We start from the raw sequence: 25923 nt of genomic DNA on the forward strand, positions 1-25923 counted from the left end.
TGTGCAAACAAATCCATTTTTATCGTCAGTTGAAGGGAATTTGCAGATCTGATCGCCACTTTTTCAAACAGTTCCATGAAAAAGTTTAATTGCTTAGAAAGTGATCACATTGTGTAGATACCTATGGATATAAGAGTTAATTTATTTTTTTCTTATCAAAAGAAGGTGCAGATGTAGTTTCGCCTACTACTTTCCATTCACAAGGTGATTAACTGTATTCGTAGAGTTATGTTATAGATTGAAACTGTGAAAATACCACAGGTCATAATAGTCGAAAATGAGCAAATTTCTGTAAATTTTGGGTTTGGATTTTCTTATTTAATTTTCTTCAAGCTATCTAACTTTGGAGTACTATCGGAAGCGATAAAAGATGGTACAACCGAGTGGATTCGAACCACCGACCCCTACCATGTCAAGGTAGTGCTCTAACCAACTGAGCTACGGTTGTATTTTGAATTGCTGCGCTGCAATCAGCGCCATTAATAGTAAGTCTAGTTATTTCTAACCGCAAGCATAAATTACATGAAACGTGTTTATTTGCTTGTTTTACAATCAGTTTGAGCGATTTTGATAATTATCACCCTGGTATGCCGTTCTGATGTGATCTAAATCAATAAATGCTACAGGCATGACTTGGTATTATTGTACTATTGACTAATCCCAGCAGTAGTTTAAAAGCACAAAAGGAGTATCAGTGGAAGCTTTTCGAAAGCTATTAACTTCGCTTATTGGCAGTGTAAGGGATCTTATACCTATCATTCTAGTTGTAACCTTTTTCGAGGTATTTGTGTTAAAACAAACACCTGACGATATGATGACCATATTGGTCGGATTAGGTTTCATTGTATTTGGGTTAACGTTTTTTATATTCGGTCTTGAGTTGGGACTATTTCCTATTGGAGAGTCCTTGGCGCAGGCTTTAGCGAAAAAAGGCAGTACCTTTTGGTTAGTGATTTTTTCATTTGCACTAGGCTTTGGCACCACTATTGCGGAGCCAGCATTAACCGCAGTAGCCAGTGAAGCCGCGGATGTTGCCGCAAAAGCAAGCGCAATTGCCAATACGGAAGCGGCTAAAGCCAGTTATGCTTTAGGATTAAGAATTACAGTTGCAGTGTCAGTTGGTATTGCAATATTAGTCGGTGTGATTCGTATATTAAAAGGATGGCCAATTCACTATTTAATCATCGGTGGGTACATTCTAGTAATGTTGTTGACCAGTGTTGCACCTGAAAGCATTATCGGTATTGCTTATGATAGCGGCGGCGTAACGACTTCAACAATTACCGTACCTCTTGTAACTGCGCTTGGTGTTGGTCTAGCTAGTGTCATTAAGGGAAGAAACCCCATGTTAGACGGCTTTGGTTTAATAGCATTTGCCAGTTTAACACCAATGATCTTTGTTCTTTGTTATGGGATGGTGGTGTTATGACCCAGATATTGTTACCACTTTGGGATACCTTTTTGTTAACTTTGCGTGATGTTGTACCTATAGCAGCGATTTTATTTGGGTTTCAATTAGGGGTTCTCAGACGTCCGATTGTTAACCCAATGAAAGTTGTTGCTGGCTTTGGCTATGTTATTGTTGGTCTATCCTTGTTTCTTGTAGGTTTAGAAAAAGCTTTATTCCCAATTGGCGATATGATGGCAACGCAACTGACCTCTAAAGAATTTATTGGTGCAGTCGACCATAATGTGATTGTGTGGTCAGATTACTATTGGGTTTACATTTTTGCTTTTGCAATAGGTTTTAGTACTACTGTCGCTGAACCTTCTCTAATTGCTGTTGCGATAAAAGCAAATGAAGTCTCTGGCGGTGCCATTGGCGTTCAAGGGCTTAGGTTTTCTGTAGCATTAGGTGTGGCAATCGGTATAAGTTTAGGTTGCTATCGAATTGTAGTAGGTGACCCTATTCAATACTACATTCTCGCAGGGTATGTCATCGTTGTTATTCAAACTTTCTTCGCACCAAAGATGATCGTGCCTTTGGCGTACGATTCTGGTGGTGTAACTACTTCAACTGTGACGGTACCTTTAGTTGCGGCGTTAGGCTTGGGGTTAGCGACTAATGTTCCTGGCCGAGATCCATTGATTGATGGTTTCGGTTTAATTGCGTTTGCCAGTTTGTTTCCAATGATCAGTGTAATGAGTTATGCGCAGATTGTGGAATATTTGAATTCAAAGAAAATCAAAAAGGAGTCACTCGATGCGCTTTAAATTAATCATTGCATTCGTTGATGATCATTGTACAGATTCTATCATGGATGCTGCTCGTGAAGCTGGAGCTACTGGTGCGACAGTTATTAATCATGCTAGAGGCGAAGGGCTTGTTCAAAAGAAAACCTTTATGGGTTTGACCTTAGAAGTTCAACGAGACGTTTTACTTTTTTTAGTAGAAGAGCACAGAAGTAGACATATTCTAGAAACAATAAACAAAGTGGGTAAGTTCGATACTGACTCCGGTCAAGGCATTGCTATACAAATTGATGTCGAAGATGCAGTTGGTGTTGCTCATCAGGTCGAAGAGCTTACCAAGGAATTAGGAGATGAATTAGTATGAGTAGCCCAGTTGTAACCAATAAATCTGTAATGACTCAAAACTTTGCAATGGTTGACGGGTTAAAAACTGTCTCTGAAGCCATTGAGATTGCAATGGCCAATAAAGTCGAAGTGTTGTTCGTTAATAAACGCCATGAAAACGATGAATATGGCATGTTGTTAATGAGTGATATTGCAAGCAAAGTGGTTGCACAAGATAAAGCCGCAGATCGAGTTAATGTGTACGAGATTATGACGAAACCAGTTGTTTTTGTTAGACCTGACATGGACATCAGATATACCGCTCGTTTATTTGATAGCCTTGGAATTACACGATCTCCGGTAATCGAAAATCAAGATATTTTAGGCTTAATCACTTATAACGATATTGTTTTTAAAGGCATGCTCAATAAAAGTTAGTTGTAATGCAGGTGATCAGAGCCTTGTCTTTGATCATCCTTTTTGTTTGCAGCAGGTTCCACGACTACCCACCCTGTAGATAAACTATACGTACTCAGGATCGATTTAATGTCCTGTTGTGAAGAATTGACTAGATAGCTTTGTGGCTTTTTCCCCAAAACATCTCTAATTTCTAGATTACTACCAGCATGAATTAAAGCTTCAACTGCCGTTTTGTCATTAAAATTAACGGCATAATGTAGAGGTGTTTGGGATAATTTATCTTTACTGTTAACGTCAATTTTCAATTCACTTGTAAGATAGCCAATAACCTTTTCACCATCTGGCCTTGTTCTTCCAACTGCAAAATGAATCAAGGTCCGCTCCAAATTATCTCGACAAAAAACATTAGCCCCACATAACACAAGTAGCTTAATCAAATTTAAATCTGCGTGAAAGCATGCGATTTGAATAGGTGTTAAATTACTGCCACTATCAGATAAGCCTTTAAAATTCACATCTGCACCATTATTTAGAAGAAGCTTCGCTGCTTCATACTGATTATGAGTGCATAAGTACTGAAGGGGGGTTAGATGAATGACTGAATTCGCAATAATCATAACCTCGGTACTATGTCCCGCATGTAAAAACTCTTTCAGACCTTGTAAGTTATTGGGAGAATAGCCACATACAGGTAGTTCTATATCACTATCTACATGTAATTCTTGTAAAAAATCCCAAATTAATTTGCTTGTGTTAACCTTGCTAAGAATATAGTTACAGACTCTCTTATGTTCGGCTGGTTCTGGCTTGAAATTAGAGTTTCGAAAAAATGGGATTAACGCATCTCCTGGCAAAGTAAACTTCCAATGAGTGTGATATTTCTCATCACTTTGAAAATTATAGGTATAAGTTTGCTCTGACTTTCCGTTCAGTAGAGTGATTGAAACTGTTGCCTCTTTGGCTCTTGTAAGTTGTGATATTTGTGCACAAGTTAAGGTTACGGGAATTTCAGAATCCACGTATTGGTAGCAGAGCAGCAAATGTGGTTTTACATTAGTCGCCATTTTATCGTGAAAAGTCTTTGAAATATTGAGTCAGACTAATCTAATCAAACAAACTCAAAAAGGTTTCTAAATGGAATTTAATGTTTGCTTTTTCTGAATTGGTAATAAAAAGCACCTCAAAGTGAGGTGCTTTTTACTATGTTTTGCCGAATTAAGCTGCATAGTTATCTTTTGACTTAGTTTCGATAGCTTGTGCTTTTAGCTCTGCTGGCTCGAAATCATCAACATTTATACTCCGTAATCGGCCTTTTTCTGCTTGCCTTAATAATTTAACTTCATCTTCATTTAACACTTCATGTTCTATGCCCAGTTCTGCCACTTTATCAAGCTGCATGAATGGTAATTTTCTGCCAACAGCATCACATACTTTTTTGTGAAGTGGCTCGGCTTTTAAAATAAGTGACAAGGCTTGTTCTTGCATGCCGATAGGATTATTGTCGTTTGCTTGGAAATATTGATAAGTTCCTAAACGCTCACGAGTTGCTGATGGTGTTTGCATTATTCGAGCGACTTTATGGTCAAGCTGATCACTCGGACGTTTTATGCAGCGACCGAATGGGAAGATCACTAATCTTAAAAGCTTACCTAATCCTTTTGGGAAGTTATCCAATAACTCATCTAAAGATATTTGAAGTTTATGAAGAGAATCTTCGATAGCCCACTGCGCTAGCGGTAAATCATCAGTTAAGCGGCCATCATCGTTATAGCGTTTCAATGTTGCTGAAGTGAGGTATAGCTGGCTTAGTAAATCCCCAAGTCTTGCAGAGATACGCTCTTTGCGTTTTAGCTCGCCACCTAAAGTTGCCATAGCAATATCCGAAAGCAATGCTAAATTAGCACTAAAGCGATTCATATGTTGGTAATATCGTTTTGTTTTATCTTTGTATGGACTATTGGAAAGTCTCGCCCCAGTAATTCCCAACCAAAGGCTTCTAAAGAAATTGCTCATGGCAAATCCAATGTGCCCAAATACTGCACTATCAAATTCTTTTAATGCTTTGGCAGGATTGTCATTAAATGCCGATTGCATTTCAGCTAAAACGTAAGGGTGGCAGCGAATGGCACCTTGTCCATAAATAATCATTGAACGAGTTAAAATGTTTGCCCCTTCTACGGTGACTGCAATAGGTGCTGCTTGATAGCCTCTACCGAGATAATTATTTGGACCTAGGCATATTCCTTTGCCGCCGTGAATATCCATGGCATCAACTACACATTTTTGCATTCTGTCAGTTAAGTGATATTTAACGATGGCAGAAATAACGGAAGGCTTCTCACCTAAATCGATCCCTGTTGTTGTTAGGGAAGTTACAGCTTCCATTAAATAAGCGTTACCACCAATACGAGCCATAGGTTCTTCAATACCTTCAAGCTTGCCAATTGGAAGCTTAAATTGGCGACGAATCCTGGCATAAGCGCCTGTTGCAATCGCAGCTGTTTTAACACCACCAGCAGCATTGGAAGGTAAGGTGATTCCGCGACCAACTGACAAACACTCAACCAACATTCGCCAGCCTTGACCTGCCATCTCTTTTCCGCCAATAATGAAATCAAGAGGTACGAATACTTCATTTCCTTGAGTTGGTCCATTTTGAAACATACAATTCAGTGGAAAATGTCGTCTTCCGATGATGACACCTTGAGTATCGGTAGGAATAAGTGCGCATGTAATGCCTAACTCTTCTTTATCGCCCAGTAATTGTTCAGGGTCTCTTAATTTGAATGCCAACCCCAGTACAGTTGCAATTGGCGCAAGGGTTATATAACGCTTATTCCAAGTGAGTTTCATGCCCAAAACTTCTTTACCTTGCCAGAAACCCTTACAAACAACACCGTAATCAGGAATAGAGCCAGCGTCACTACCAGCTTCAGGGCTGGTTAAAGCGAAGCAAGGGATCTCTAATCCTTTTGCTAATCGGGGTAGGTAATGATCTTTTTGAGTTTCAGTTCCATAATGTTGTAATAACTCACCTGGGCCAAGAGAATTGGGTACACCAACTGTACTGGCTAATTCACTACTTACACCAGCTAGTTTTTGTAATACACGTGTTTGTGCATATGCTGAAAACTCCATACCGCCATACTTTTTCTTAATAATCATTGAGAAAAAGCCATTATCTTTTAGGTATTGCCAAACATTTTCAGGTAAATCAGCAAGTTCGTGTGAAACCATATGCTGATTTACTAGACCGCAGACTTCTTCAACTGGTCCATCGAGAAAAGCTTGCTCTTCAGGTGTTAAGCGTACACTTGAGTAGTTATGGAGTTTTTTCCAGTTTGGTGCACCTGAGAATAAATCTGCTTCCCACCAAGTCGTCCCAGCTTCTAGTGCTTCTTTTTCTGTAGAAGACATCTCGGGCATGATCTTTTTATAAAGGGCTAGCATGGGTTTAGAAAATAGCTGCCGACGTATAGCTGAAACGTTTAATGGAATAGAAATTACTAAGAACAAGATTACTAAAGCAGGGTGGTTAAAGTTGAAATAGCTCATCGCACAAATGAACAGGCCTGTGAGTAATGTGGTCATCATTAAAGAAACTCGTAAATATGAGCAAGCCCCAATGAGGACTATTAGGCCAACTATCCAAGTTAGAGTTAACACAATGATTCTCCTTATTCTATGTACTGAATTGATATAAGGTCTGGCTTATTAAATTATATTATAGTGCGTGGTCAGACCTCTGCCCTGGTTAAACGTTAACCGTTGCTAGAAATTAATACAAGCATTTTTCAAACGATTGTTTGAATTTAAATTGAATTTAATGTAAGAAATATCTGATTAGAATGCAGTAATCACAATATTCTCGAGCTGAGATAATTGTTAGTATAGCTCTAAGATAATTTTTAATATCTAGGCTGAATATTCGTCTAGAGCCAAAGTTGTATTGTTGAGAGAGTTATGTGTGAACTACTGGCTATGAGTGCCAACGTACCAACAGACATCGTTTTTAGCTTCACTGGGCTAGTTGAACGTGGTGGAGTAACTGGGCCTCATGTGGATGGCTGGGGCATTGCCTTTTATGAGGGGAAAGGTAATCGAATTTTTAAAGATGTTAAGCCTAGCTGTGATTCGCATATTGCTGGGTTGATTAAATCCTATCCAATTAAAAGTGTTTCAGTTATAAGTCATATCAGGCAAGCGAATAGAGGTGAAGTCTCTCTAGAGAATACCCATCCTTTCAATCGCGTATTGTGGGGCAAAAACTGGACTTATGCCCATAACGGTCAGTTGACAGGGTATGAAGATCAATTAAATCCACAATATTTTATTCCAGTTGGTGAAACAGACAGTGAGTTAGCGTTTTGTTGGATAATGGAAAAGGTAACAGAGCGTTTTGGTGATAAGGAGCCTGAAGATCTAATTCCTGTTTTTAATTATATCGCTGAACTCGCAAATGAATTGCGAAGGTTTGGTGTATTTAATATGATCCTGACAGATGGCAAGTTCTTAATGGCATATTGCAGTAATCATTTAAGTCATATTACTCGTAGAGCTCCCTTTGGTAAGGCGATACTTAAAGATACTGACATGACGGTGGATTTTGATAAAGAAACAACACCTAATGATGTGGTGACAGTTATCGCCACTCGCCCACTGACCACCAACGAAGAGTGGACCGTTCTTAAGGAAGGTCAATGGCGATTATTTGAGTTAGGTGAGCAGCGGATTTAACCTTTAGGTTTTGCAGTGTTCGGGATAGTTACAATAGGGCTTTCTCCTAAATATTGAGCGGATTTCAAAAATAGCTGGAATTGATTACTGCCTTTTTTCACGTGCTGAACCTTTATTGGGAGGAAGCCATATTTTGGTGCAACCCATACGTACGTTTGTCGTTTTTTACGCTTTTCAGCATCACGAACGATTTCTAGCTTAATGGTATCAAAAGTTTTACTGCCAACCGTGAGTTTTTCACCGCCAAGGGTGGCTAGTTCTATGTCATCTTCTTTGTTGCTACGCACGACATCATATTTTAAGATTTGTTTTTTCTTTGCTAGATCTAATCTCAACTGCATTTGAACTGATAAAACATCCCAAATATCTTTTGTATACTGAAATTTCTTCTTTTTGTCCTTATAGCGGCTGACAATGCTTTTTTGCTCTGGTAGGAATACAATTTGTTCTTGGAAGTCTGGACCAAAACCCTTGCGATTATGAAAGAAGCGAGTTGGGTGAATTTTGCCATCTTGGACATTAAACTCGCTGACGGCGTGTCTAACATCGGTGAGCACTAATAATGACAGTGCACTATCGAATATGTACTGGTATTGTTGAGCAGATTTTTCCAATTGAAAGCGTGCTTTTCCTAAATCGACATCACCATACTTAACCTGATACTCAACAGTTTGGGGAGTCAGTGGCGTAATTACGCTTTCAGAAAATGCAAAACTTGAAAGTAAAAGTGAAGCGGCTCCACACAGAACAACACTAATTTTCAACATATCGATCCTTAAAAAGGTAAGTCCATAACCAAAGTAGCAATACAGGGTTGCCACTTATAATCTGACAATCGTACTTTACCTTGGTTCACTTCAATATTTTCGCAACGTAGTAATTCAATTTGGGTTCGATATCCATGAGAGTCTTTTGGTAACGAAATTTTACCTTGACTGTTAATTACCCTATGCCAAGGAGTATTGCGCGAGGGCGGCGAAGATTTTAACGCTTTTGATACTAAACGTGCTCGTTTAGGTAAACCTGCGAGATCAGCAACTTGACCATAGGTGGTTACTTTTCCCTCTGGAATCATATCTACAACCATTAAGATTCTTTGAATGGGTGTAAGTTGCTGTTCATTGTCGCAGTGCATCGCCGTCAAATATCTCTGAATTTTTAACCACTAGTATGTGTGATAAAGCTTGGCTAGAAAAGCGCATTTTTCTAATTTGAGTAAAATTAAACCGCTTTGCAATTGTTGTAGACCACTGCTAGTGCGCTCAGGATTCTCGTTCGTGTAATAATCCCTGTAACTCGACCATTTTCATCAACTACAGGGTAGTTTTTAGGTTTATCACCAAGCATTTGCTCAGCAAGTGTTATTACTGATGTGTCCTCACTAACAGAAAGAGGTTCTCCTCGCATTAAATCGGCGACTGTCATACCTGAATCGCAGTGGTAGCTAGCGTGTAGCATTGGTTTTAGTAATTCATGCTCAGATAGGTAAGCCAACAGCCTTTTATTGCTATCTACAACTGGTGCTCCTATCAAGTTAAATGAATTTAGAAGGTCAATAGCAAGGCTTATCTCCGTTTCTGGGTGAATAATTGGAAATTGCGCCTGCATGTGTTCTTTTACTGACATCTCGTTCATGACTAAACTCCTTATCGAAAAACTAATTATGAGTATTAACTAGATGGAATCTAGGGTAAATCAGTTAAAATAAATTATGGCAATCGCTTTAATTGATGAAAGTAATACAAAAAATCTTTATAAGCGATTGAAATACATAATGTGGCCTTTAAAGTCTGACAGCTGTGATTGCTTAGGTTGTTCAATGGCACACTCAAATCCCGCTTGTTCAATCTGTTTGCAGAGCCGTGACTTCCTTCCTCGGCCAGGATCAACAAGAATCATTTCTCCTTGAGGTTTTGTATGTTTTAGCAAGAACTGGCTTAGTGTTTTTACCTGGTGATCTTCGTATAGTAAGTCGCTGCCAATAATAAGATCAAATTGACCTAAACCTTCGTGATCATTTTCCCAGTTTATTCGCTCAAATTTTATTGGAGTATGGTGATTGAGCTTATTATTACGTTCTATGAAAGTTTGCGCTGCCGGATGGTAATCACTTGCCGTAATGTTGGCATTGAGTTTATTCAACAAAAGGCTGCTCACACCGATTCCGCAACCCACTTCTAATATTCGTTTATTTTCAAAATCAAAATCTTGAACATATTCGGCAAGAATGATTCCAGATGGCCATAACACACCAAACAGAGGCCATAGGGCTGGTGATATGCCAGCAGCTTCTGCTATTCCATCAGGATCAGAGTATTGATTGCTGTCTCGAAGAGAGCAAATATGAAGGTCCGTTACAGCAAATTCTAATGTTTGGTAGCGCAAGCGTACATTTCCCATACTTATAGTTATAGCAGACAATTTTACAGCTTTCTGATAAGCAACTATTTTTAAGGAAAATATCAAGGAGTGATGAAATGAAGAGTGTAATTTTTGCGCTAGGGTTACTTGGGAGTTTTTTTTACAGTACTAATTTGAACGCAAGTGAGACTCCATTATTTAATGATCGACCGATCGTGTGTATGGACATTTCACAAGTATCGAATCAACACAGTCCAAATGTCTTGTTTCATTCACTAAGGGATTGCTTAAAAAAACGTGATTTTTGGAAAGCAGCCAAATTAAACTTTGCAGCCAATTTATACGGCAATTACGATGCCTTAAGAGTAGATGGAGAGCCAGAAAATATTGCATTTAACAAGCTGCGCTTAAAAGCCGTTAAAGACATCCCAATTCATGATTACAGTACATTTCAGCAAACCTCTGAAGCCTTATTGCGTGACAAGAAAAAGAAGAATGATCTTTGTAAGCTCATGACAGTGATTGGAAAGCCTGATTACCATCCAAATTATATTTTTAAACATGCTGAGCAATATACAAAACTCGTACCTTCAATCAATTCAGACAAACAAGACAGTCGATTTTGGAAAAAAGTTCTTTTAAACGACGGTCATTGTATGCAGTAGATAATTCATTTCAAATGTGATTTCATGTAGCTAGATAATAACAAGGACTTAGCTACATGGATTACCTGGCAATAAATCGAGAAACTTGGAATAAGCGTACAGAGATTCACGTTGAATCTGATTTCTATGATATTGATGGTTTTTTGAGCGGTAATTGTACCCTCAATGATATAGAGCTTTCAGCTTTAGGTGATGTTACAAATAAGACGCTTTTACATCTACAATGTCATTTTGGCTTAGATACATTAAGTTGGGCACGACGAGGTGCAAAAGTTACTGGAGTTGACCTTTCAAATACGGCGATAGATAAAGCGACAAAATTCTCAAATCAAACCCAACTTGATGCAAATTTCATTTGCAGTGATGTCTATTCTTTCGATGATATCAATAATCAACAATTCGATATTGTATTTACTTCTTATGGAACCATTTGTTGGTTACCTTGTTTAAAGCAATGGGCAAAAGTGATTGTCAATAGCTTAAAGAAAGGTGGGACTTTCTACATTGCAGAATTTCACCCTTGTTACGATCTTATTTCGGGCTACTCCTATTTCGACAAAAATCAGCCGGATATCGAAGAAGAGGCGACGTACTCTGAAAATGCAGGGGATGAAACGTCAAAAGTTGTCTTATGGCCTCACGCCATATCAAGCGTCATCAATGCTCTGATTGATGAGGGACTTGTTATTGAGCATGTCAATGAGTTTCCATATAGCCCCTATAACTGTTTTGAAGGACTTACCGAAATTGAAAATGGCAAGTTCGCACTTTTACATAAAGAACATAACATTCCGTTAGTATTTTCAATAAAAGCTACAAAACCAAAATAAGGAATAATGATGAAAAGGATAGCAACATTAATTTTGGGCACGGTCTTTAGCCTTGCTATAAGTGCCAGTGACTTTGATGCGGAAAAGTTTGCAAAAGACTACTATCAAGCCTTGATTAATACTCAGGCGCCCAATGCCACCGATAAAGACATTGAACATTATCTTAGTTTTCTTAAAGACGATGTTGGTAATCAACACATTCCATATCAACCGGATGACACTCGAGCAAAAGGCGCAATTGAAAGATTCCGAAAGGGTATGACTTATTATTTGGGATCACATACTTCATATGAAGCAAAATTGATCGAGACCAATGTAGGTGATGGCTTTATTATTTTAAAATTCTATAACAAAGCTAGTGGAATTCATCCTCAAACAAAGCAAAAGAATTCGTACGCTGAGAATGTTATGGAAGTCCTCGAATTAGAGGAAGGTAAAGTTGCTCGAATTAGAAGGTACACCTATTAATTATGGTTGATTTAGAAAGTAAACGTCGTTGGCAGGTTTATATTTTGTTACTGCTTGTCACGACCATTGCAAGAACAGTTGAGCGTCTACTTACTGATACTGGAGGGATGATCAGTAATAGTCTGCCCCTTTTACTTGCGTTATGGGTGGCTTTGGGTATCAATGCTTGTAGTAACCGTAATATTTTATTTAATCAGTACGTTTGGCGCTTAACAAGTTGGATATTATTGATTGCAGCAGCAATTGGCGTTGTTTTCGGTGGCTATCTATTGTTCAGTTCTGGAAACATAAATCGAAGTGGATTGATCCTTGTTACTTACTCATTATTATTGATCCCGGCGTTTTATAAAACTTGGCAATACGGATATCGCTCAGCTGCTATCTGGCATTAATGTGATAAAATGGCAAAAATGATATCAAGTGAAGAAGCTTGCATTGAATAACCGTTTTCAACAACTCGTAGACCAGTATTTCGCTGATATAGGGTACTTAGCACAATCAATTAGAGGCTATCGATTCAGGGAAGGTCAAAAGTATATGGCTGAGCTGGTGGCTCAGACCATTATTAACAATGACAACGCAGTTATTGAAGCTGGAACAGGTATTGGTAAAAGTTTTGGTTACCTTATTCCGGCTCTCTTATCTAATAAAAAAGTTGTTATTAGCACTGCAACTAAAAACTTACAGCAACAACTCTACGATAAAGATCTTCCTGCCATCGTTACAATGGTTAACCCCAAGCTGAAAGTTTCGATTCTAAAAGGTGTGGCAAATTATCTTTGTAAGCTCAAACTTCAATACCAATTGAATCACGCCGTTTCTCATGATCAGGTTTTCTTAGCTGAATTATTAAGAATTAATCAATGGCAGATGGTGAGCAAAGATGGAGATTTAAATAAACTCAATACTGTTTCTGAAAAAGCGGATTCTGTGCAATCGGTAAGAACTGACTATACCTCATGTACCGGTAAGGCTTGCGAGTTTTATGCCGATTGTTTTTTTAAAAGGGCGGCATCGCATGCAAACCAAGCAGACGTAGCCATTTTAAATCATCATATTCTGGCTAAAGAAGTTCAAAACTATACACAATGTGATTCAAAAATTTTGAACGATGAAGCTGTTTTAATTGTCGATGAAGCTCATTCATTCCCTGATGTCATTGCCGAAACTTGTGGTGTAAATATTTCCTTCTATCAAGTTATTCGAACGATTGATGCTTTTTTTCAAGCTTATAAATTAGAAGCAGGAGACATTCCAGCGCTGGAGAGAAGCCATCAGACATTCTTAAAAACCAGTGAGACGCTAAGACTATTAATAAAAACAAAAGAACAATTTAGGATTAATTTTGATCTCTTATTAAAAGAGAGAAACAGTGCTCATGTTTGGTGGCAATGGCTTATCGCAATCAAAGAGATGAAAAATTTATTATCATTGCTTGAAGGGCGCTTGTCTGAATTACCACTATATGATGCTCAACTAGAAGATATAACCAAGCAGCTCGATGGACTTTCTCAGCATCAAACCATTGGTACATATGTAGTGATTGAATCTCATCTACACTACATTCGGTTTAAAGAAGTTTTAATTAATTCATCTTCGAAAATGAAAGCAATTGTTGATTCTTCGATTACATGTATTTTTACTTCGGCCACCATGCAAATAGATGGAACACTCAGCTATATTAAGGAACAATTGGGTTTAAAAAGTTGTATTGAAGCGATTATAGCTACCCCTTTTTTGTACCAACAGCATGCAATGCTTTATGTTCCACAATATACAAATTTAGATGACATTCGAGTTTGTATTGATTTAATTGATAAGAACAAGGGTAGAACCTTTATTTTGTGTTCAAGTATTGAAGCGATTAACAGGTTTGCGAATGGGCTGGTGGGGAAAATAGATCATCCATTATTAATTCAAGGCCAGTCAGGGCGAGAAGCATTAATTCAAAAATATCGAGTATTAGGTAATGCAGTTCTTATTGGCAGTTTCAGTTTTTGGGAAGGGGTTGATATTAAAGGTCGTTTACTGAGTAATGTAATAATAGATAAATTGCCTTTTGCTTCACCTGATGATGCACTTATTGATGCAAAGCTTAAGGTAGCTGAGTTAGATAATATCAATGGATTTGAACAGGTATTATTGCCCAAAGCGGTGTTGAGGTTTAAGCAGGGAGTAGGGCGTTTGTTAAGACATGAAACTGATAAAGGTTTAATTACATTATTAGATGACAGAATAATCAATAAGTCATATGGTAAAACCTTTATAGATTCAGTTCCACCTATTCGTAAAACTAGAAAACATGCAACAGCAATGGCTTTTCTTGAAAAACTTCAATAAAAAATGCCAGCACTTAGCTGGCATTTTAAAGGAACAAAAATTTAAATTTTTATTCTTGAGCATCAAGGAAGCGTTCTGCATCGAGGGCTGACATACAACCAGCACCAGCAGAAGTGATGGCTTGACGGTAATGTTGATCCATTACGTCACCACAAGCAAATACGCCTTCAACAGAAGTCTGTGTTGCGTTACCTTGTAGGCCAGATTCAACTTTGATATAGCCGTTATTCATTTCTAACTGACCTTTAAAGATTTGGGTATTAGGTTTATGTCCAATAGCCACAAATACGCCTGCAACTTCTAGATCTGTAATGCTTTCATCTTTAGTGCTCTTTAACTTAAGTCCAGTAACACCCATATCATCGCCAACCACTTCGTTCATGGTTTGATCAAGGTGAAGAATGATATTGCCTTCTTCCACTTTCTTCATCAAGCGGTCTGTAAGAATTTTTTCAGAGCGGAAAGTATCGCGACGATGTACTAGATGCACTTCAGAAGCGATATTGCTTAGATATAATGCTTCCTCAACAGCTGTATTACCACCACCGATAACAGCAACTTTTTGATTACGATAAAAGAAACCGTCACAAGTAGCACAAGCTGAAACACCTTTACCCATAAATGCTTGCTCAGATTCAAGGCCTAAGTACATAGCAGATGCGCCCGTAGCAATGATTAAGGCATCACAAGTGTACTCACCAGAGTCACCTTTTAGACGGAAAGGGCGCTCAGAAAGGTCTGTTTCATGAATGTGGTCGAAGATGATCTCAGTGTTAAACTTTTCAGCATGCTTCTGCATACGATCCATAAGTGCTGGACCAGTTAAGTCGTCTGCGTCACCAGGCCAATTTTCAACTTCAGTCGTAGTAGTTAGCTGACCACCTTGTTGCATGCCAGTGATCATCACAGGTTGTAGATTGGCACGTGCAGCATAAACAGCAGCAGTATAACCAGCAGGTCCTGATCCTAAGATCAATAACTTACAATGACGAGCTTCAGTCATTTGATTCTCCCAAATTATTCGAACGGCTTGGATTGTAGGTAAATCGTAGTTGAAATTAAAGATAAATATTTCGATTACTTAAATCGACTTTATAAAAAAGGGAGCAAAATGCTCCCTTTGTACAGTCTAAAGTTGGATTAGATCAGAGATTCAGCTGCAACATATTCCATGCCATGTGCTTCAGCAACTTCTTGAATAGTCACTTTGCCATGCATCACGTTTAAACCATTCAATAAATGTTTATCATTTTTAAGAGCTGATTTATAGCCTTTATCCGCGAGTTTAATGATATAAGGCAATGTGGCATTGTTTAATGCGAAAGTAGAAGTTCGAGCTACTGCGCCAGGCATATTAGCAACACAGTAATGAACTACGTCATCAATAATATAAGTAGGATCTTGATGGGTCGTCGCTTTTGCTGTTTCAGCACAACCGCCTTGGTCGATAGCAACATCTACAATTGCAGAACCTTTTTTCATGCGGCTGATGTGATCGCGAGTTATCAATTTAGGAGCAGCTGCACCAGGTATTAATACACCACCAATAACAAGATCTGCCTCTAATACATGACGCTCAATTGAGTCAGCGGTAGAATATACAGCTTTAACACGAGAACCGAATTGAACATTCAGGCGACGTAAAGTGTCAATGCTTCGATCTAGAATCGTGACATCTGCTCCCATACCAATAGCCATTTGAGCAGCGTTGCTTCCAACCATACCACCACCGATTATTACAACCTTAGCTGGCTCAACGCCTGGAACGCCACCTAGTAACATACCACGCCCGCCTTTTGACTTCTCAAGAGCCATAGCACCGGCTTGAATTGACATACGACCAGCTACTTCGGACATAGGCGCGAGAAGCGGTAAACCACCACGGTCATCAGTTACTGTTTCGTAAGCGATACACACAGCGCCACTTTCAACTAATTCTTGAGTTTGAGGAAGATCTGGTGCTAAGTGTAAATAGGTGAATAAGATTTGATCATGGCGAAGCATTGCTCGTTCTACCGCCTGAGGCTCTTTAACCTTAACGATCATCTCTGCTTGAGCAAATATTTCAGCTGCAGTGTCTAAAATTTCTGCACCTGCATTGATGTAATCATCATTTGTAAAACCAATACCTTCACCAGCATGTGTCTCAACATATACTTTGTGACCTTTTTGGGTAAGTTCACGAACGCTTGATGGAACCATACCTACACGATATTCGTGATTTTTTATTTCTTTGGGTACACCAATAATCATTTTAAAAGCCTCAAGTTTTTTCACCGTTTTTAAAACGGTGTGTTTATATATTTATCATACAAAAGATGTATATCTCAGTGTTATTTAGTATATTATTCCTATTGCAGTTTATGTTACTAAACTTCAAGAACAAGCAGCATAAAACACTTTAAATAATAGATTTTGTGGTTAATAAAATGTCATATAATAAAAAGAGTCCTATAAAAGACTTAGATCGTATAGATAAAAACATACTAAATGAACTTCAAATAGACGGTCGAATCTCAAATGTAGAACTCTCGAAACGAGTTGGTCTTAGTCCCACGCCTTGTTTAGAACGAGTTAAACGCCTAGAGAAGCAAGGTTATATAAATGGCTATACAGCTCTAGTTAACCCTCATTTTCTTGGTGCAACTCTTCTCGTTTTTGCTGAAATAACTCTTAGAAAAGATAAACCTGAAGTATTCGAAAGCTTTAACCGCGCAGTTCAATTATTAGATGACATTCAGGAATGCCATCTAGTCTCTGGCGATTTTGATTATCTACTAAAAACACGTGTTGCAGATATGTCGGCATATCGTAGGCTATTAGGTGAAACTTTACTTAAACTGCCTTCTGTTTCAGATACTCGAACATATGTTGTAATGGAAGAAGTAAAACAAACCAACAAAATTCCAATTAATCATTTTGCTGACAGTTAGTAATTTTTATATTCAAAGGGGAGCTACGGCTCCCTTTTTTGACTCTTAAATGCTAGTATTCTCTCAAGATATTTATTATTTCAATTTCTAGTTTAATAAAAGACAGTAAGGCTTGTTAATTTGTCACAGGGAAAAAAAGTAACCAAATTAAGCGGTGTGCAACGGCTTTTTGAAGGTGCCTTAATCATTTTTTGTATGATTGCCACTTTTATACTTATTGCTTTAGCCAGTTTCAATCCTTTAGATGCAGGATGGAGTCAATCGAGTTTTCAAGGAAAGGTGACTAATTTGGCCGGCTCAGTTGGGGCTTGGGTTGCCGATATACTCTTATATTTCTTTGGCTATGTTGCGTTTTTTATTCCTATTATCATAGCGTCTGCTGGGTGGCTTCTTTTTAAGCGAGCTTACAAATTAACTGAAATAGATTATTTTACTGTAGGTCTACGCCTTATTGGTTTCTTCATGATGTTGCTGAGTTTAGCAACTCTTGCCAGTCTTAACGCCAATGATATATACACATTCTCAGCAGGTGGTCTTACAGGTAATATCATTGGACACATTATGGTTGAGTATTTCAACCATATTGGTACCACATTGTTATTGTTATGTTTTTTAATCGCTGGATTCACGCTGTTAACAGGCATAAGCATCGTCAGCTTAGTTGAATACATTGGTAAATACACCATTATCTTTATTCAATTATTATTCTCACTACCTAAGCGCTTTAATAAAAAAAATGAGGATGACGAACTAGAAGATCACTCATCATCTAGCTTCAGTTCTTTAGTTTCAAAAGTTAAACAATTACGTGATAAAAAGCCTCAAGTAGAAGATGAAAAGACGAGCCCTGAATTTGTTGAACTAAATTCAGAACTCCCAGAGAAAGTTGAACCGACTTTAAGTAATGACGTTGTAATCGAAGACAATGCTATTTTAGATACCATTTTTGAACCTGAATCCAAATCAAAGCCAGAAGCCAAAGAACAAAAGGCAAAAGTGGTTGATGGCATTGTAGTTATTCCAGGTCAGGAAAATAAAGTCGCTAAAAAAGACTTACCGCCACTTCCAAGTATCTCATTATTGGATGTTCCTGATAGAAAGGCTAACCCAATCAGTCAAGAAGAATTAGATCAAGTTGCCAGACTGGTTGAAGCAAAATTAGCTGATTTTAATATCTCAGCCAAAGTGGTTGAGGTTTCTCCAGGTCCAGTAATTACCCGTTTTGAACTTGAATTAGCACCAGGTATCAAGGCTTCAAAGATTTCGAATTTATCGAAAGATTTAGCTCGTTCGTTATTGTCAGAAAGTGTACGTGTCGTAGAGGTTATCCCTGGAAAGCCTTACGTAGGTCTTGAATTACCAAACAAATTCCGTGAAACCGTGTTTATGCGTGATGTGCTGGACTGCAAAGCCTTCGATGACAGTAAATCACAGCTTTCTATGGTACTAGGACAAGATATTTCTGGTGAACCTGTTGTCGTGGATTTAGGAAAAATGCCACATTTATTAGTGGCAGGTACAACAGGCTCAGGTAAATCTGTTGGTGTAAACGTCATGATCACCAGCCTTCTTTATAAGTCTGGCCCTGAAGATGTTCGTTTTATCATGATAGATCCTAAAATGTTGGAACTCTCTGTTTATGAGGGCATTCCTCATTTGCTTTGTGATGTTGTTACTGACATGAAAGAAGCCGCTAATGCATTGCGTTGGTGTGTTGGTGAAATGGAGCGACGCTACAAACTCATGTCTGCACTCGGTGTTCGAAATCTTAAAGGTTACAATGCCAAAATTGCGGCAGCAAAAGCCAGTGGTGCACCAATATGTGACCCACTGTGGAAGCCTAATGACAGTCTTGATGACTCAGCGCCTGAGCTGGATAAACTCCCATCCATCGTTGTTGTGGTGGATGAATTTGCTGATATGATCATGATTGTTGGTAAGAAAGTTGAGGAGCTGATCGCCCGCATCGCACAAAAAGCGCGTGCAGCTGGTATTCATTTAATTCTTGCTACGCAACGCCCATCTGTTGATGTCATTACCGGATTGATTAAGGCTAACGTACCAACCCGAATGGCATTCCAAGTTTCTTCTCGTGTAGATTCAAGGACCATCATTGATCAACAAGGTGCAGAAACCTTATTAGGAATGGGGGATATGTTATATCTCCCACCAGGTACATCGGTACCAATGAGGGTTCATGGTGCTTTTATTGATGATCATGAGGTTCATAAAGTGGTAGCGGATTGGAAAGAGCGTGGGGAACCAGAATATATTGATGAAATTCTTAACGGCTCAAGTGAAGGTTCAGAGGTGTTATTACCTGGTGAGTCCTCTGACTCAGATGAAGAGCAAGATGCCCTCTATGATGAAGCTGTAGCCTTTGTTACTGAAACTCGCCGAGGCTCAATTTCTAGCGTTCAACGAAAATTTAAAATCGGTTATAACCGTGCAGCTCGCATAATAGAATCAATGGAAGCTCAGGGGGTTGTCAGTTCTCCAGGCCATAATGGAAACCGTGAAGTTCTAGCTCCTCCACCGCCAAAAAATGATTATTAGGTACTTTTAATAATGAAAAACAGAATAAGTACATCCATTTTGACTACAGCATGTTTGATTGCAGTGCCAAGCTTTGCATCAGATGCAGACCAATTAAGACAAAAGCTTATTTCAATTAAGTCTCTGCATGCTCAATTTGAGCAGAAAGTCACTGACATCAACGGTAAAACCATTCAGAATGGCTCTGGTATATTTGCATTATCCAATCCTAGTAAACTTTATTGGAACCTTATTGATCCTGATGAATCTTTAATTGTTGCAAATAAGGATACAGTTTGGGTCTATAACCCATTTGCTGAAGAAGTAACGCTCTTTAGCTTAGATCAAGCCGTTGCTTCGTCACCAATGACGTTACTTATTCATAGAGATAACACAACTTGGTCTAAGTATTTGGTTGTAAAAAAAGATCAATGTTATGGAATAACCCCTAAAATCGCCGAGGGGAATGTCACCAAAGTTACTGCTTGTTTTAAAGGGAAAGAAATAGCCTCGTTTTCTATAAATGACTCTCAAGGTAATGTAAGTTTATTTACTTTATCTGAGCAACGCGAACTGAGCCCAGAAGAAAGGAGCTTGTTTGATTTTGTTCCACCAAAAGACGTTGATATCGACGACCAGCGACCACAATATTAGCAAGAGGGCGAAGTGGGCAGTTTGACATTAGATTTTTCACCCGATTTTCGTCCTTTAGCAGCGAGAATGCGGCCGCAAACATTTGCTGAGTATCTTGGCCAAGATCATATCTTAGGCGTTGATAAACCCTTAAGGAAATCATTAGAGAATGGTCGAGCCCATTCGATGTTATTTTGGGGACCTCCAGGGACTGGAAAAACTACTTTAGCAGAGTTAATCGCTCATTATACCAATGCTCATGTTGAGCGTATTTCTGCAGTTTCCTCAGGTGTTAAAGATATACGTGCAGCTATAGAGCAAGCCAAATCTGTTGCTCAATCCCGTAGCCAGCAAACTTTACTGTTTGTCGATGAAGTCCACCGTTTTAATAAAAGCCAGCAAGATGCTTTTTTGCCATACATAGAAGATGGCACAGTTATTTTCATCGGTGCAACAACAGAAAATCCAAGTTTTGAAGTTAATAAGGCACTACTTTCTCGGGCTAGAGTTTATCTCATCAAGAGTTTACAAGATTCAGATGTTGTCGAACTTTGTCAAAGAGCTATTAATGACAAGGAGCGTGGGCTAGGTGAAAAGCAACTCACTCTCCCTCAAGATGTCGCAGAAAAATTAGCACATCATTGTGACGGTGATGGTCGTCGTGCGTTGAATCTTTTAGAACTGATGTCGGACATGGCAGATAATGGTGCTACGTTAACTATCGAAACACTTAATCAAGTCGCCGGACATCAGGTGGCCAATTACGATAAAAAAGGGGATCAATTCTACGACCTTATTTCAGCTGTTCATAAATCCGTGCGTGGTTCAGCTCCTGATGCGGCTTTGTATTGGTACTGTAGAATTTTAGAAAGTGGTGGTGAACCTCTTTATGTCGCCAGAAGGTTGTTAGCGATTGCATCAGAAGATATTGGAAACGCAGACCCTAATGCTATGAATGTTGCGATGAATGCTTGGGATTGTTTTCACCGTGTCGGTCCATCAGAAGGTGAAAGAGCGATTGCTCAGGCTGTTATTTATCTTGCTTGTGCCCCTAAAAGTAACTCAGTGTATACGGCCTTTAAGCAAGCCAGAGCCTTAGCAAGGGAAACGGGTGATCTTGATGTACCACTCCACTTGAGAAATGCCCCTACGTCATTGATGAAAGAACTTGGTTATGGTGCGGATTATCGCTATGCTCATGATGAACCAAATCATTATGCGGCTGGTGAAAATTATTTCCCTGAAATAATAAAAAGTTCTGCTTTTTATTATCCTACTGAGCATGGATTAGAAAAACGGATCAAGCAAAAACTGCACGATTTAAAGGAAATAGATCTGCACAGTCCGGTAAAGCGATATGAATAACATCCTATTTGTTGCTTTAGGTGGAGCCGCAGGGGCTTGTTTACGATATTTGATTTCATTATTTATGATTCAGCTATTTGGAACAGGATTTCCTTTTGGTACACTTGCAGTTAATATCATAGGTTCGTTTTTGATGGGTGTTTTTTTTGCCGTTGGTGAGGTGTCACATCTCTCGCATGAATTAAAAGCATTGATTGCTGTTGGTTTATTAGGTGCATTAACTACATTCTCAACTTTTTCGAACGAAACCCTGCTGTTAATACAGGAGGGTAAGATTATACAAGCTCTAATGAACGTGTTGCTAAATGTCTGCTTATGCCTATTGATGGTATATGCTGGCCAGCAACTCATTTTGTCTCGTGTTTAAACAATAAGAATTGAATAATGTTAGATCCTAAATACCTTCGTAATGAAGTTGAAGCAACAGCTGAAAAGCTTGCTTCTCGCGGTTTTATCTTAGATGTAGCTCGTATCACCAAACTTGAAGAAGTTCGCAAGTCCCTACAAGTTGAAACAGAAGAACTTCAAGCGAAGCGTAATTCGATCTCCAAGTCCATCGGTCAGGCAAAAGCTAAAGGCGAAGATATTCAACCTATTCTTGCTCAAGTTGGTGATCTGGGTGAACAACTGGATGCCAAAAAAGCTGAACTAGCTGAATTACTGGAAGAGCTCAATGCTATAGCACTTACTCTACCTAATTTACCTGATGAATCAGTGCCAGTTGGTAATGATGAAGATGAGAACGTTGAAGTTCTACGTTGGGGCACACCTCGTGAATTTAATTTTGATGTAAAAGATCATGTTGATCTTGGTGAAGAAATAGGTGGCTTAGATTTTAAAAATGCGGTAAAAATTACAGGTTCACGTTTTATCGTGATGAAAGGCCAGATTGCTCGAATGCATCGTGCATTGACTCAGTTTATGCTTGATACTCATACAAGTGAGCATGGTTATACTGAAGCCTATGTTCCTTATCTTGTAAACAGCGATAGTCTTCTTGGTACAGGGCAACTCCCCAAATTTGGTGAAGACCTATTTCATACCAAACCAGCGACAGAAGAAGGCCAAGGGCTTAGCCTGATCCCGACTGCTGAAGTTCCGCTTACCAATTTAGTTCGTGATTCTATTATTGATGAAGATGAACTCCCAATTAAATTGACTGCTCATACACCTTGTTTCCGTAGTGAAGCCGGATCTTATGGTCGAGATACTCGTGGCCTTATACGACAACACCAATTCGATAAAGTCGAATTAGTGCAGGTTGTTAAGCCAGAAAACTCTATGCAAGCCCTTGAAGAGTTAACTGGACATGCAGAGAAAATTTTGCAGCTGTTAAATTTACCTTACAGAAAGGTTGTTTTATGTACAGGCGATATGGGGAACGGAGCAAGTAAAACCTATGATCTAGAAGTATGGTTACCAGCTCAAAATACCTATCGTGAAATTTCTTCTTGCTCAAACATGAAAGACTTTCAAGCTCGTCGTATGCAAGCGCGCTTTAAAGGAAAAACAGAGAAGAAAACTGAGCTTCTTCACACTCTGAATGGTTCTGGTTTAGCAGTAGGTCGTACCCTAGTTGCTATTCTTGAAAACTATCAAAATGAAGATGGTTCAATTACAGTACCAGAAGCACTTCGTACCTATATGGGTGGCCTAGAAAAAATTGGTTAATGTTTATAGACATTAAATGAAAGAGCCTCAACAGAGGCTCTTTTTCTTAAAAGGTTGCATTACCACTTTTATATACACTTAGCAGGTTTCGGTAACCCCGCGATTTTAGTGGCTTGTTTAGCTGGGCCAAGGGGAAATAGTTTATACAGGTATTTTGAATTTCCTTTTTCTTCACCTAACTTAATACCTATCGCTTTAACTAACGCTCTAATCGCAGGGCTAGTTTTATATTCAAGATAAAATTCTCTTACGAACCTTACAACCTCCCAATGAGCGTCGGTAAGCATAATGTTTTCGCTCTTGGCAATGATGGGAGCTAAAGATTCTGTCCACTGAGTAAAATCAGTAAGATAACCTTGTTTATCTGTTTCGATGATTTTATTGTCAATTTCTAGTTGATTCACCAAGTTACTACCTTATTACATATTAAACTTAATTCAATAAACTGTTTATAACTAATTACTTCATAATTTTTTAATTGTGTTTTCAAACCTGATGCTTCTAGATCACTGTCCAAAATGAACACCTGTCGTTCTGAAACAGACAGTGGGTCACGTAGTAGATGATATAAATGGTTGCTGGTAATAACTAACGGATCACCTTGATTGGTATAGCTAAGGCATAAAGATAGTGCATCAGTCTGTTTTTGAATTATATGTAGATTCATATTAAGTCCTAATACACCAATACTTCGTCTGCGGTATCGATCAAATTAGCGATATCACTTTTATTTAAGTTTGCCACATCCATTATCAAATCATCTGATGAGAGCCCTAATTCAGACAGGGAATCAGAACAAACAAAAATATCTTCTACATCATATAGGGGTAAAGCTTTGAATGTAGAGATATAGTCTTTGCCACCATTAGCTTCAGGTTGTTGATGTTTAAGTAAGTTGAAGACACCTTGCGCAACAAAGATGACTGTGACATTTTGATCAAAGCTGGCACTCAGCATGGTCAAGTCCAATCCTTCACGGCCATCAGCATTATTAGCAGGATTTGAACTAAAAATAACGGTTAACTTTTTCATTAAAAGGTGATCACTCTGTCGGCTGTTTTAATTCCAGTGATGAGTTCGCCAAGGCCTGCCATGGTAAAAGGTAGCATTGCATTAAACCCAATTAAGCCCTCTTCGTTTGCTTCTTGTTCAGCAACAACTCCGCGACGCAAAGCTGCTGATACACAGCAAATCAAAGGAATATCATACTGTGCTGCGAGTTGTTTCCATCGTAAATAGATATTAAATTCATCAGATGCAGGGCAAAGCAGAGCATTTGCGTGGGAAACACCATCACGATAAAAAAATATTTTGGTTAACTCATGTCCTGAATCAATGACCGCTTTTGCTGCTGCTAAAGCTCTGTATGAAGCTGAGTCACCATAAGCACTACAAGTTACCTGAATTATAAATTTACTCATATTGAACTAAAAAAATGGCCCGCATAAGCGAGCCATTTTATCCTAATCTGGATCAGACTTTTAGTCTCTATTTGCACCTAGTAAATTTAATAGTGCGATAAATAGGTTAAGGAAGTCTAAATATAATGAAATTGTGGCTCGAACATAGTTTGTTTCACCGCCATTAACGATGCGACTAGTATCGAACAAAATAAAACCGGTCATCAATAATGCAATACCTGCATTGGTGACCATAAATAACATACTGTTACCTAGGAAGATATTTACTATACCTGCCACCAGCATCACAATTAGGCCTGCAAATAAGAATCCCTTAAGGAAGGAAAAGTCTTTCTTAGTCGTTAAGGCGTAAAAGGATAAGCTAACAAAAATGGCTGAAGTCAGGCCAAATGCTTGCATTATTAACGATGAACCATTTTCGAAAGCTAGATAGTGATTAAGGATGTATCCCAGAGAAGCACCTTGCATTCCTGTGAAAGCGAAAATCCAAAAAACACCTGATGCTCCTTCAGCTTTTTTAAGAGTAACAAAAAGTAGAACTAGGCTACCGATTGAAAGTCCTAATGATGCAAAACGGCCAATACCTACAAATGTAGAGATAAAGGCACATAGAGCCGAAAATGCTAATGTCATAGACAATAACATGTAAGTGTTTTTAAGCATGTTATTGACTTCTAGCGTTGAAGCTCGGCTAGAGTAGACAGTCTGTTGGTTCATTTCATTCTCCTTGATAACGAAACGAGTTATTCTCTTATTTTAGATGGTTATTACCATAAAGAGTTCAAATATAGGTAAACTTTACCATTTTAATCCCTACAAGTCTCTCAACACAGATGAAGTTTCCGTTAAACAATAGAAAGCTTGTAGGGTGCCTAACTAAAATATATTTACAAAAAAATATTAACTCAAGTTTCGGAGTTCAAATCCAACAATAAAAATCGTTTATCATGTTGATATTTAAAGAAAAGGTAAGGGTTTGCGTGTTATAATCTTGTTGCTTAGACAAAAACTAAAACACACAAACCCT

At 38.5% G+C, this 25923-nt stretch carries 29 protein-coding genes and 1 tRNA gene; 16 read left to right on the forward strand and 14 right to left on the reverse strand.

The features are described 5' to 3' along the window. Positions 1-371: 371 nt before the first annotated feature. Positions 372-448 (reverse strand) — tRNA-Val (locus D5018_RS16085). Positions 449-694: 246 nt separating this feature from the next. Here D5018_RS16085 and D5018_RS16090 point away from each other — a divergent pair. Genes D5018_RS16090 through D5018_RS16105 form a run of 4 tightly spaced genes read left to right on the forward strand, consistent with a single transcriptional unit; the run spans position 695 to position 2955 of the window. After that, entirely contained in the window at positions 695-1429 is a 735-nt protein-coding gene (locus D5018_RS16090; protein WP_121840018.1) for a DUF1538 domain-containing protein, read from the forward strand. After that, positions 1426-2214: a DUF1538 domain-containing protein gene (locus D5018_RS16095; RefSeq protein WP_121840019.1), complete on the forward strand. Its 789-nt coding sequence runs from the start codon at positions 1426-1428 to the stop codon at positions 2212-2214. The genes D5018_RS16090 and D5018_RS16095 overlap by 4 nt, the downstream gene beginning before the upstream one ends. Beyond that, positions 2204-2557 carry a P-II family nitrogen regulator gene (locus D5018_RS16100; protein ID WP_121840020.1) on the forward strand — a complete coding sequence of 118 codons (354 nt, stop codon included), beginning with the start codon at positions 2204-2206 and terminating at the stop codon, positions 2555-2557. The genes D5018_RS16095 and D5018_RS16100 overlap by 11 nt, the downstream gene beginning before the upstream one ends. After that, positions 2554-2955: a CBS domain-containing protein gene (locus D5018_RS16105; RefSeq protein ID WP_121840021.1), complete on the forward strand. Its 402-nt coding sequence runs from the start codon at positions 2554-2556 to the stop codon at positions 2953-2955. Before D5018_RS16100 ends, D5018_RS16105 begins: the two co-directional genes overlap by 4 nt. Here D5018_RS16105 and D5018_RS16110 read toward each other — a convergent pair. Both D5018_RS16110 and fadE read right to left on the reverse strand, forming a co-directional pair. Beyond that, positions 2952-3791, reverse strand: coding sequence for an ankyrin repeat domain-containing protein (locus D5018_RS16110; protein WP_165905087.1), 840 nt, complete (start codon positions 3789-3791; stop codon positions 2952-2954). The two genes, D5018_RS16105 and D5018_RS16110, sit on opposite strands and share 4 nt — an antisense overlap. 361 nt (positions 3792-4152) lie before the next feature. Continuing rightward, positions 4153-6603, reverse strand: coding sequence for an acyl-CoA dehydrogenase FadE (fadE, locus tag D5018_RS16115; protein ID WP_121840023.1), 2451 nt, complete (start codon positions 6601-6603; stop codon positions 4153-4155). Positions 6604-6900: 297 nt separating this feature from the next. Between fadE and D5018_RS16120 the strand changes: the two genes are divergently transcribed. Then, entirely contained in the window at positions 6901-7674 is a 774-nt protein-coding gene (locus tag D5018_RS16120) for a class II glutamine amidotransferase (protein WP_121840024.1), read from the forward strand. Here D5018_RS16120 and D5018_RS16125 read toward each other — a convergent pair. From D5018_RS16125 to D5018_RS16140, 4 genes are all read right to left on the reverse strand, one after another. Beyond that, positions 7671-8441: a DUF3108 domain-containing protein gene (locus D5018_RS16125; protein ID WP_121840025.1), complete on the reverse strand. Its 771-nt coding sequence runs from the start codon at positions 8439-8441 to the stop codon at positions 7671-7673. The genes D5018_RS16120 and D5018_RS16125 overlap by 4 nt on opposite strands. 8 nt (positions 8442-8449) lie before the next feature. Next, positions 8450-8761, reverse strand: coding sequence for an MGMT family protein (locus D5018_RS16130; protein ID WP_243637454.1), 312 nt, complete (start codon positions 8759-8761; stop codon positions 8450-8452). 134 nt (positions 8762-8895) lie between these two features. After that, on the reverse strand, positions 8896-9309 hold the full coding sequence (locus tag D5018_RS16135) for a CBS domain-containing protein (RefSeq protein ID WP_121840027.1): 414 nt from the start codon (positions 9307-9309) through the stop codon (positions 8896-8898). A gap of 117 nt (positions 9310-9426) precedes the next feature. Continuing rightward, positions 9427-10140: a class I SAM-dependent methyltransferase gene (locus D5018_RS16140; RefSeq protein WP_243637455.1), complete on the reverse strand. Its 714-nt coding sequence runs from the start codon at positions 10138-10140 to the stop codon at positions 9427-9429. Positions 10141-10151: 11 nt separating this feature from the next. Here D5018_RS16140 and D5018_RS16145 point away from each other — a divergent pair, with 11 nt between their 5' ends. Genes D5018_RS16145 through D5018_RS16165 form a run of 5 tightly spaced genes read left to right on the forward strand, consistent with a single transcriptional unit; the run spans position 10152 to position 14338 of the window. Next, a complete protein-coding gene (locus tag D5018_RS16145; RefSeq protein WP_121840029.1) occupies positions 10152-10700 on the forward strand; it encodes a hypothetical protein in 549 nt (182 codons plus the stop codon). A gap of 56 nt (positions 10701-10756) precedes the next feature. Further along, positions 10757-11530 carry a class I SAM-dependent methyltransferase gene (locus tag D5018_RS16150; RefSeq protein WP_121840030.1) on the forward strand — a complete coding sequence of 258 codons (774 nt, stop codon included), beginning with the start codon at positions 10757-10759 and terminating at the stop codon, positions 11528-11530. A 6-nt stretch (positions 11531-11536) separates the two neighbouring features. Beyond that, positions 11537-11998: a nuclear transport factor 2-like protein gene (locus D5018_RS16155; RefSeq protein WP_243637456.1), complete on the forward strand. Its 462-nt coding sequence runs from the start codon at positions 11537-11539 to the stop codon at positions 11996-11998. Between the two features lie 2 nt (positions 11999-12000). After that, positions 12001-12390, forward strand: coding sequence for a hypothetical protein (locus D5018_RS16160; RefSeq protein ID WP_121840032.1), 390 nt, complete (start codon positions 12001-12003; stop codon positions 12388-12390). Positions 12391-12418: 28 nt separating this feature from the next. Then, positions 12419-14338, forward strand: a complete 1920-nt coding sequence (locus D5018_RS16165) for an ATP-dependent DNA helicase (RefSeq protein WP_121840033.1) — start codon at positions 12419-12421, stop codon at positions 14336-14338. Positions 14339-14387: 49 nt separating this feature from the next. Here the strand turns inward: D5018_RS16165 and trxB are convergent, their stop codons facing one another. Continuing rightward, entirely contained in the window at positions 14388-15341 is a 954-nt protein-coding gene (trxB, locus tag D5018_RS16170) for a thioredoxin-disulfide reductase (protein WP_121840034.1), read from the reverse strand. 137 nt (positions 15342-15478) lie between these two features. After that, the gene (ald, locus tag D5018_RS16175) at positions 15479-16591 is read right to left on the reverse strand and encodes an alanine dehydrogenase (RefSeq protein ID WP_121840035.1); all 1113 of its coding nucleotides are present in this window, start codon (positions 16589-16591) and stop codon (positions 15479-15481) included. Between the two features lie 176 nt (positions 16592-16767). On the opposite strand from ald, the gene lrp reads away from it, so the two are divergent. From lrp to serS, 6 genes are all read left to right on the forward strand, one after another. Further along, positions 16768-17271: a leucine-responsive transcriptional regulator Lrp gene (gene lrp / locus D5018_RS16180; protein WP_121840036.1), complete on the forward strand. Its 504-nt coding sequence runs from the start codon at positions 16768-16770 to the stop codon at positions 17269-17271. Between the two features lie 120 nt (positions 17272-17391). Further along, on the forward strand, positions 17392-19827 hold the full coding sequence (locus D5018_RS16185) for a DNA translocase FtsK (protein WP_121840037.1): 2436 nt from the start codon (positions 17392-17394) through the stop codon (positions 19825-19827). A gap of 12 nt (positions 19828-19839) precedes the next feature. After that, positions 19840-20460 (forward strand): outer membrane lipoprotein periplasmic chaperone LolA, encoded by a 621-nt coding sequence (gene lolA / locus D5018_RS16190; protein WP_121840038.1) that lies wholly within the window; start codon positions 19840-19842, stop codon positions 20458-20460. A 66-nt stretch (positions 20461-20526) separates the two neighbouring features. Then, complete coding sequence (locus tag D5018_RS16195) at positions 20527-21804, forward strand: replication-associated recombination protein A (protein ID WP_416351548.1); 1278 nt, start codon at positions 20527-20529, stop codon at positions 21802-21804. Further along, positions 21797-22171: a fluoride efflux transporter CrcB gene (gene crcB / locus D5018_RS16200; protein ID WP_121840040.1), complete on the forward strand. Its 375-nt coding sequence runs from the start codon at positions 21797-21799 to the stop codon at positions 22169-22171. The genes D5018_RS16195 and crcB overlap by 8 nt, the downstream gene beginning before the upstream one ends. 17 nt (positions 22172-22188) lie before the next feature. After that, positions 22189-23475 (forward strand): serine--tRNA ligase, encoded by a 1287-nt coding sequence (serS, locus tag D5018_RS16205; RefSeq protein ID WP_121840041.1) that lies wholly within the window; start codon positions 22189-22191, stop codon positions 23473-23475. Positions 23476-23543: 68 nt separating this feature from the next. Here the strand turns inward: serS and D5018_RS16210 are convergent, their stop codons facing one another. The 5 genes from D5018_RS16210 to D5018_RS16230 are packed head-to-tail and all read right to left on the reverse strand — an operon-like array spanning position 23544 to position 25613. Then, on the reverse strand, positions 23544-23882 hold the full coding sequence (locus tag D5018_RS16210) for a TusE/DsrC/DsvC family sulfur relay protein (RefSeq protein ID WP_416351549.1): 339 nt from the start codon (positions 23880-23882) through the stop codon (positions 23544-23546). Beyond that, complete coding sequence (locus tag D5018_RS16215) at positions 23876-24142, reverse strand: DsrH/TusB family sulfur metabolism protein (RefSeq protein WP_121840043.1); 267 nt, start codon at positions 24140-24142, stop codon at positions 23876-23878. Before D5018_RS16215 ends, D5018_RS16210 begins: the two co-directional genes overlap by 7 nt. An 8-nt stretch (positions 24143-24150) precedes the next feature. Continuing rightward, complete coding sequence (gene tusC, locus D5018_RS16220; protein WP_121840044.1) at positions 24151-24507, reverse strand: sulfurtransferase complex subunit TusC; 357 nt, start codon at positions 24505-24507, stop codon at positions 24151-24153. Next, a complete protein-coding gene (gene tusD / locus D5018_RS16225) occupies positions 24507-24896 on the reverse strand; it encodes a sulfurtransferase complex subunit TusD (RefSeq protein WP_121840045.1) in 390 nt (129 codons plus the stop codon). Before tusD ends, tusC begins: the two co-directional genes overlap by 1 nt. Positions 24897-24956: 60 nt before the next feature. Beyond that, on the reverse strand, positions 24957-25613 hold the full coding sequence (locus D5018_RS16230) for a Bax inhibitor-1/YccA family protein (RefSeq protein ID WP_121840046.1): 657 nt from the start codon (positions 25611-25613) through the stop codon (positions 24957-24959). Positions 25614-25923: the final 310 nt, after the last annotated feature.

Source organism: Parashewanella curva (assembly GCF_003675895.1).
GTDB lineage: Bacteria > Pseudomonadota > Gammaproteobacteria > Enterobacterales > Shewanellaceae > Parashewanella > Parashewanella curva.

What these genes read in the sequence shown, in the direction of transcription:
- D5018_RS16095 (WP_121840019.1), top strand. Translation starts at nt 1,426, where the DNA reads ATGACCCAGATATTGTTACCACTTTGGGATACCTTTTTGTTAACTTTG.
- D5018_RS16100 (WP_121840020.1), top strand. Translation starts at nt 2,204, where the DNA reads ATGCGCTTTAAATTAATCATTGCATTCGTTGATGATCATTGTACAGAT.
- D5018_RS16105 (WP_121840021.1), top strand. Translation starts at nt 2,554, where the DNA reads ATGAGTAGCCCAGTTGTAACCAATAAATCTGTAATGACTCAAAACTTT.
- D5018_RS16120 (WP_121840024.1), top strand. Translation starts at nt 6,901, where the DNA reads ATGTGTGAACTACTGGCTATGAGTGCCAACGTACCAACAGACATCGTT.
- D5018_RS16125 (WP_121840025.1), bottom strand. Translation starts at nt 8,441, where the DNA reads ATGTTGAAAATTAGTGTTGTTCTGTGTGGAGCCGCTTCACTTTTACTT.
- D5018_RS16130 (WP_243637454.1), bottom strand. Translation starts at nt 8,761, where the DNA reads ATGGTTGTAGATATGATTCCAGAGGGAAAAGTAACCACCTATGGTCAA.
- D5018_RS16135 (WP_121840027.1), bottom strand. Translation starts at nt 9,309, where the DNA reads ATGAACGAGATGTCAGTAAAAGAACACATGCAGGCGCAATTTCCAATT.
- D5018_RS16145 (WP_121840029.1), top strand. Translation starts at nt 10,152, where the DNA reads ATGAAGAGTGTAATTTTTGCGCTAGGGTTACTTGGGAGTTTTTTTTAC.
- D5018_RS16150 (WP_121840030.1), top strand. Translation starts at nt 10,757, where the DNA reads ATGGATTACCTGGCAATAAATCGAGAAACTTGGAATAAGCGTACAGAG.
- D5018_RS16155 (WP_243637456.1), top strand. Translation starts at nt 11,537, where the DNA reads ATGATGAAAAGGATAGCAACATTAATTTTGGGCACGGTCTTTAGCCTT.
- D5018_RS16160 (WP_121840032.1), top strand. Translation starts at nt 12,001, where the DNA reads ATGGTTGATTTAGAAAGTAAACGTCGTTGGCAGGTTTATATTTTGTTA.
- trxB (WP_121840034.1), bottom strand. Translation starts at nt 15,341, where the DNA reads ATGACTGAAGCTCGTCATTGTAAGTTATTGATCTTAGGATCAGGACCT.
- ald (WP_121840035.1), bottom strand. Translation starts at nt 16,591, where the DNA reads ATGATTATTGGTGTACCCAAAGAAATAAAAAATCACGAATATCGTGTA.
- lrp (WP_121840036.1), top strand. Translation starts at nt 16,768, where the DNA reads ATGTCATATAATAAAAAGAGTCCTATAAAAGACTTAGATCGTATAGAT.
- lolA (WP_121840038.1), top strand. Translation starts at nt 19,840, where the DNA reads ATGAAAAACAGAATAAGTACATCCATTTTGACTACAGCATGTTTGATT.
- D5018_RS16195 (WP_416351548.1), top strand. Translation starts at nt 20,527, where the DNA reads ATGCGGCCGCAAACATTTGCTGAGTATCTTGGCCAAGATCATATCTTA.
- crcB (WP_121840040.1), top strand. Translation starts at nt 21,797, where the DNA reads ATGAATAACATCCTATTTGTTGCTTTAGGTGGAGCCGCAGGGGCTTGT.
- serS (WP_121840041.1), top strand. Translation starts at nt 22,189, where the DNA reads ATGTTAGATCCTAAATACCTTCGTAATGAAGTTGAAGCAACAGCTGAA.
- D5018_RS16215 (WP_121840043.1), bottom strand. Translation starts at nt 24,142, where the DNA reads ATGAATCTACATATAATTCAAAAACAGACTGATGCACTATCTTTATGC.
- tusC (WP_121840044.1), bottom strand. Translation starts at nt 24,507, where the DNA reads ATGAAAAAGTTAACCGTTATTTTTAGTTCAAATCCTGCTAATAATGCT.
- tusD (WP_121840045.1), bottom strand. Translation starts at nt 24,896, where the DNA reads ATGAGTAAATTTATAATTCAGGTAACTTGTAGTGCTTATGGTGACTCA.
- D5018_RS16230 (WP_121840046.1), bottom strand. Translation starts at nt 25,613, where the DNA reads ATGAACCAACAGACTGTCTACTCTAGCCGAGCTTCAACGCTAGAAGTC.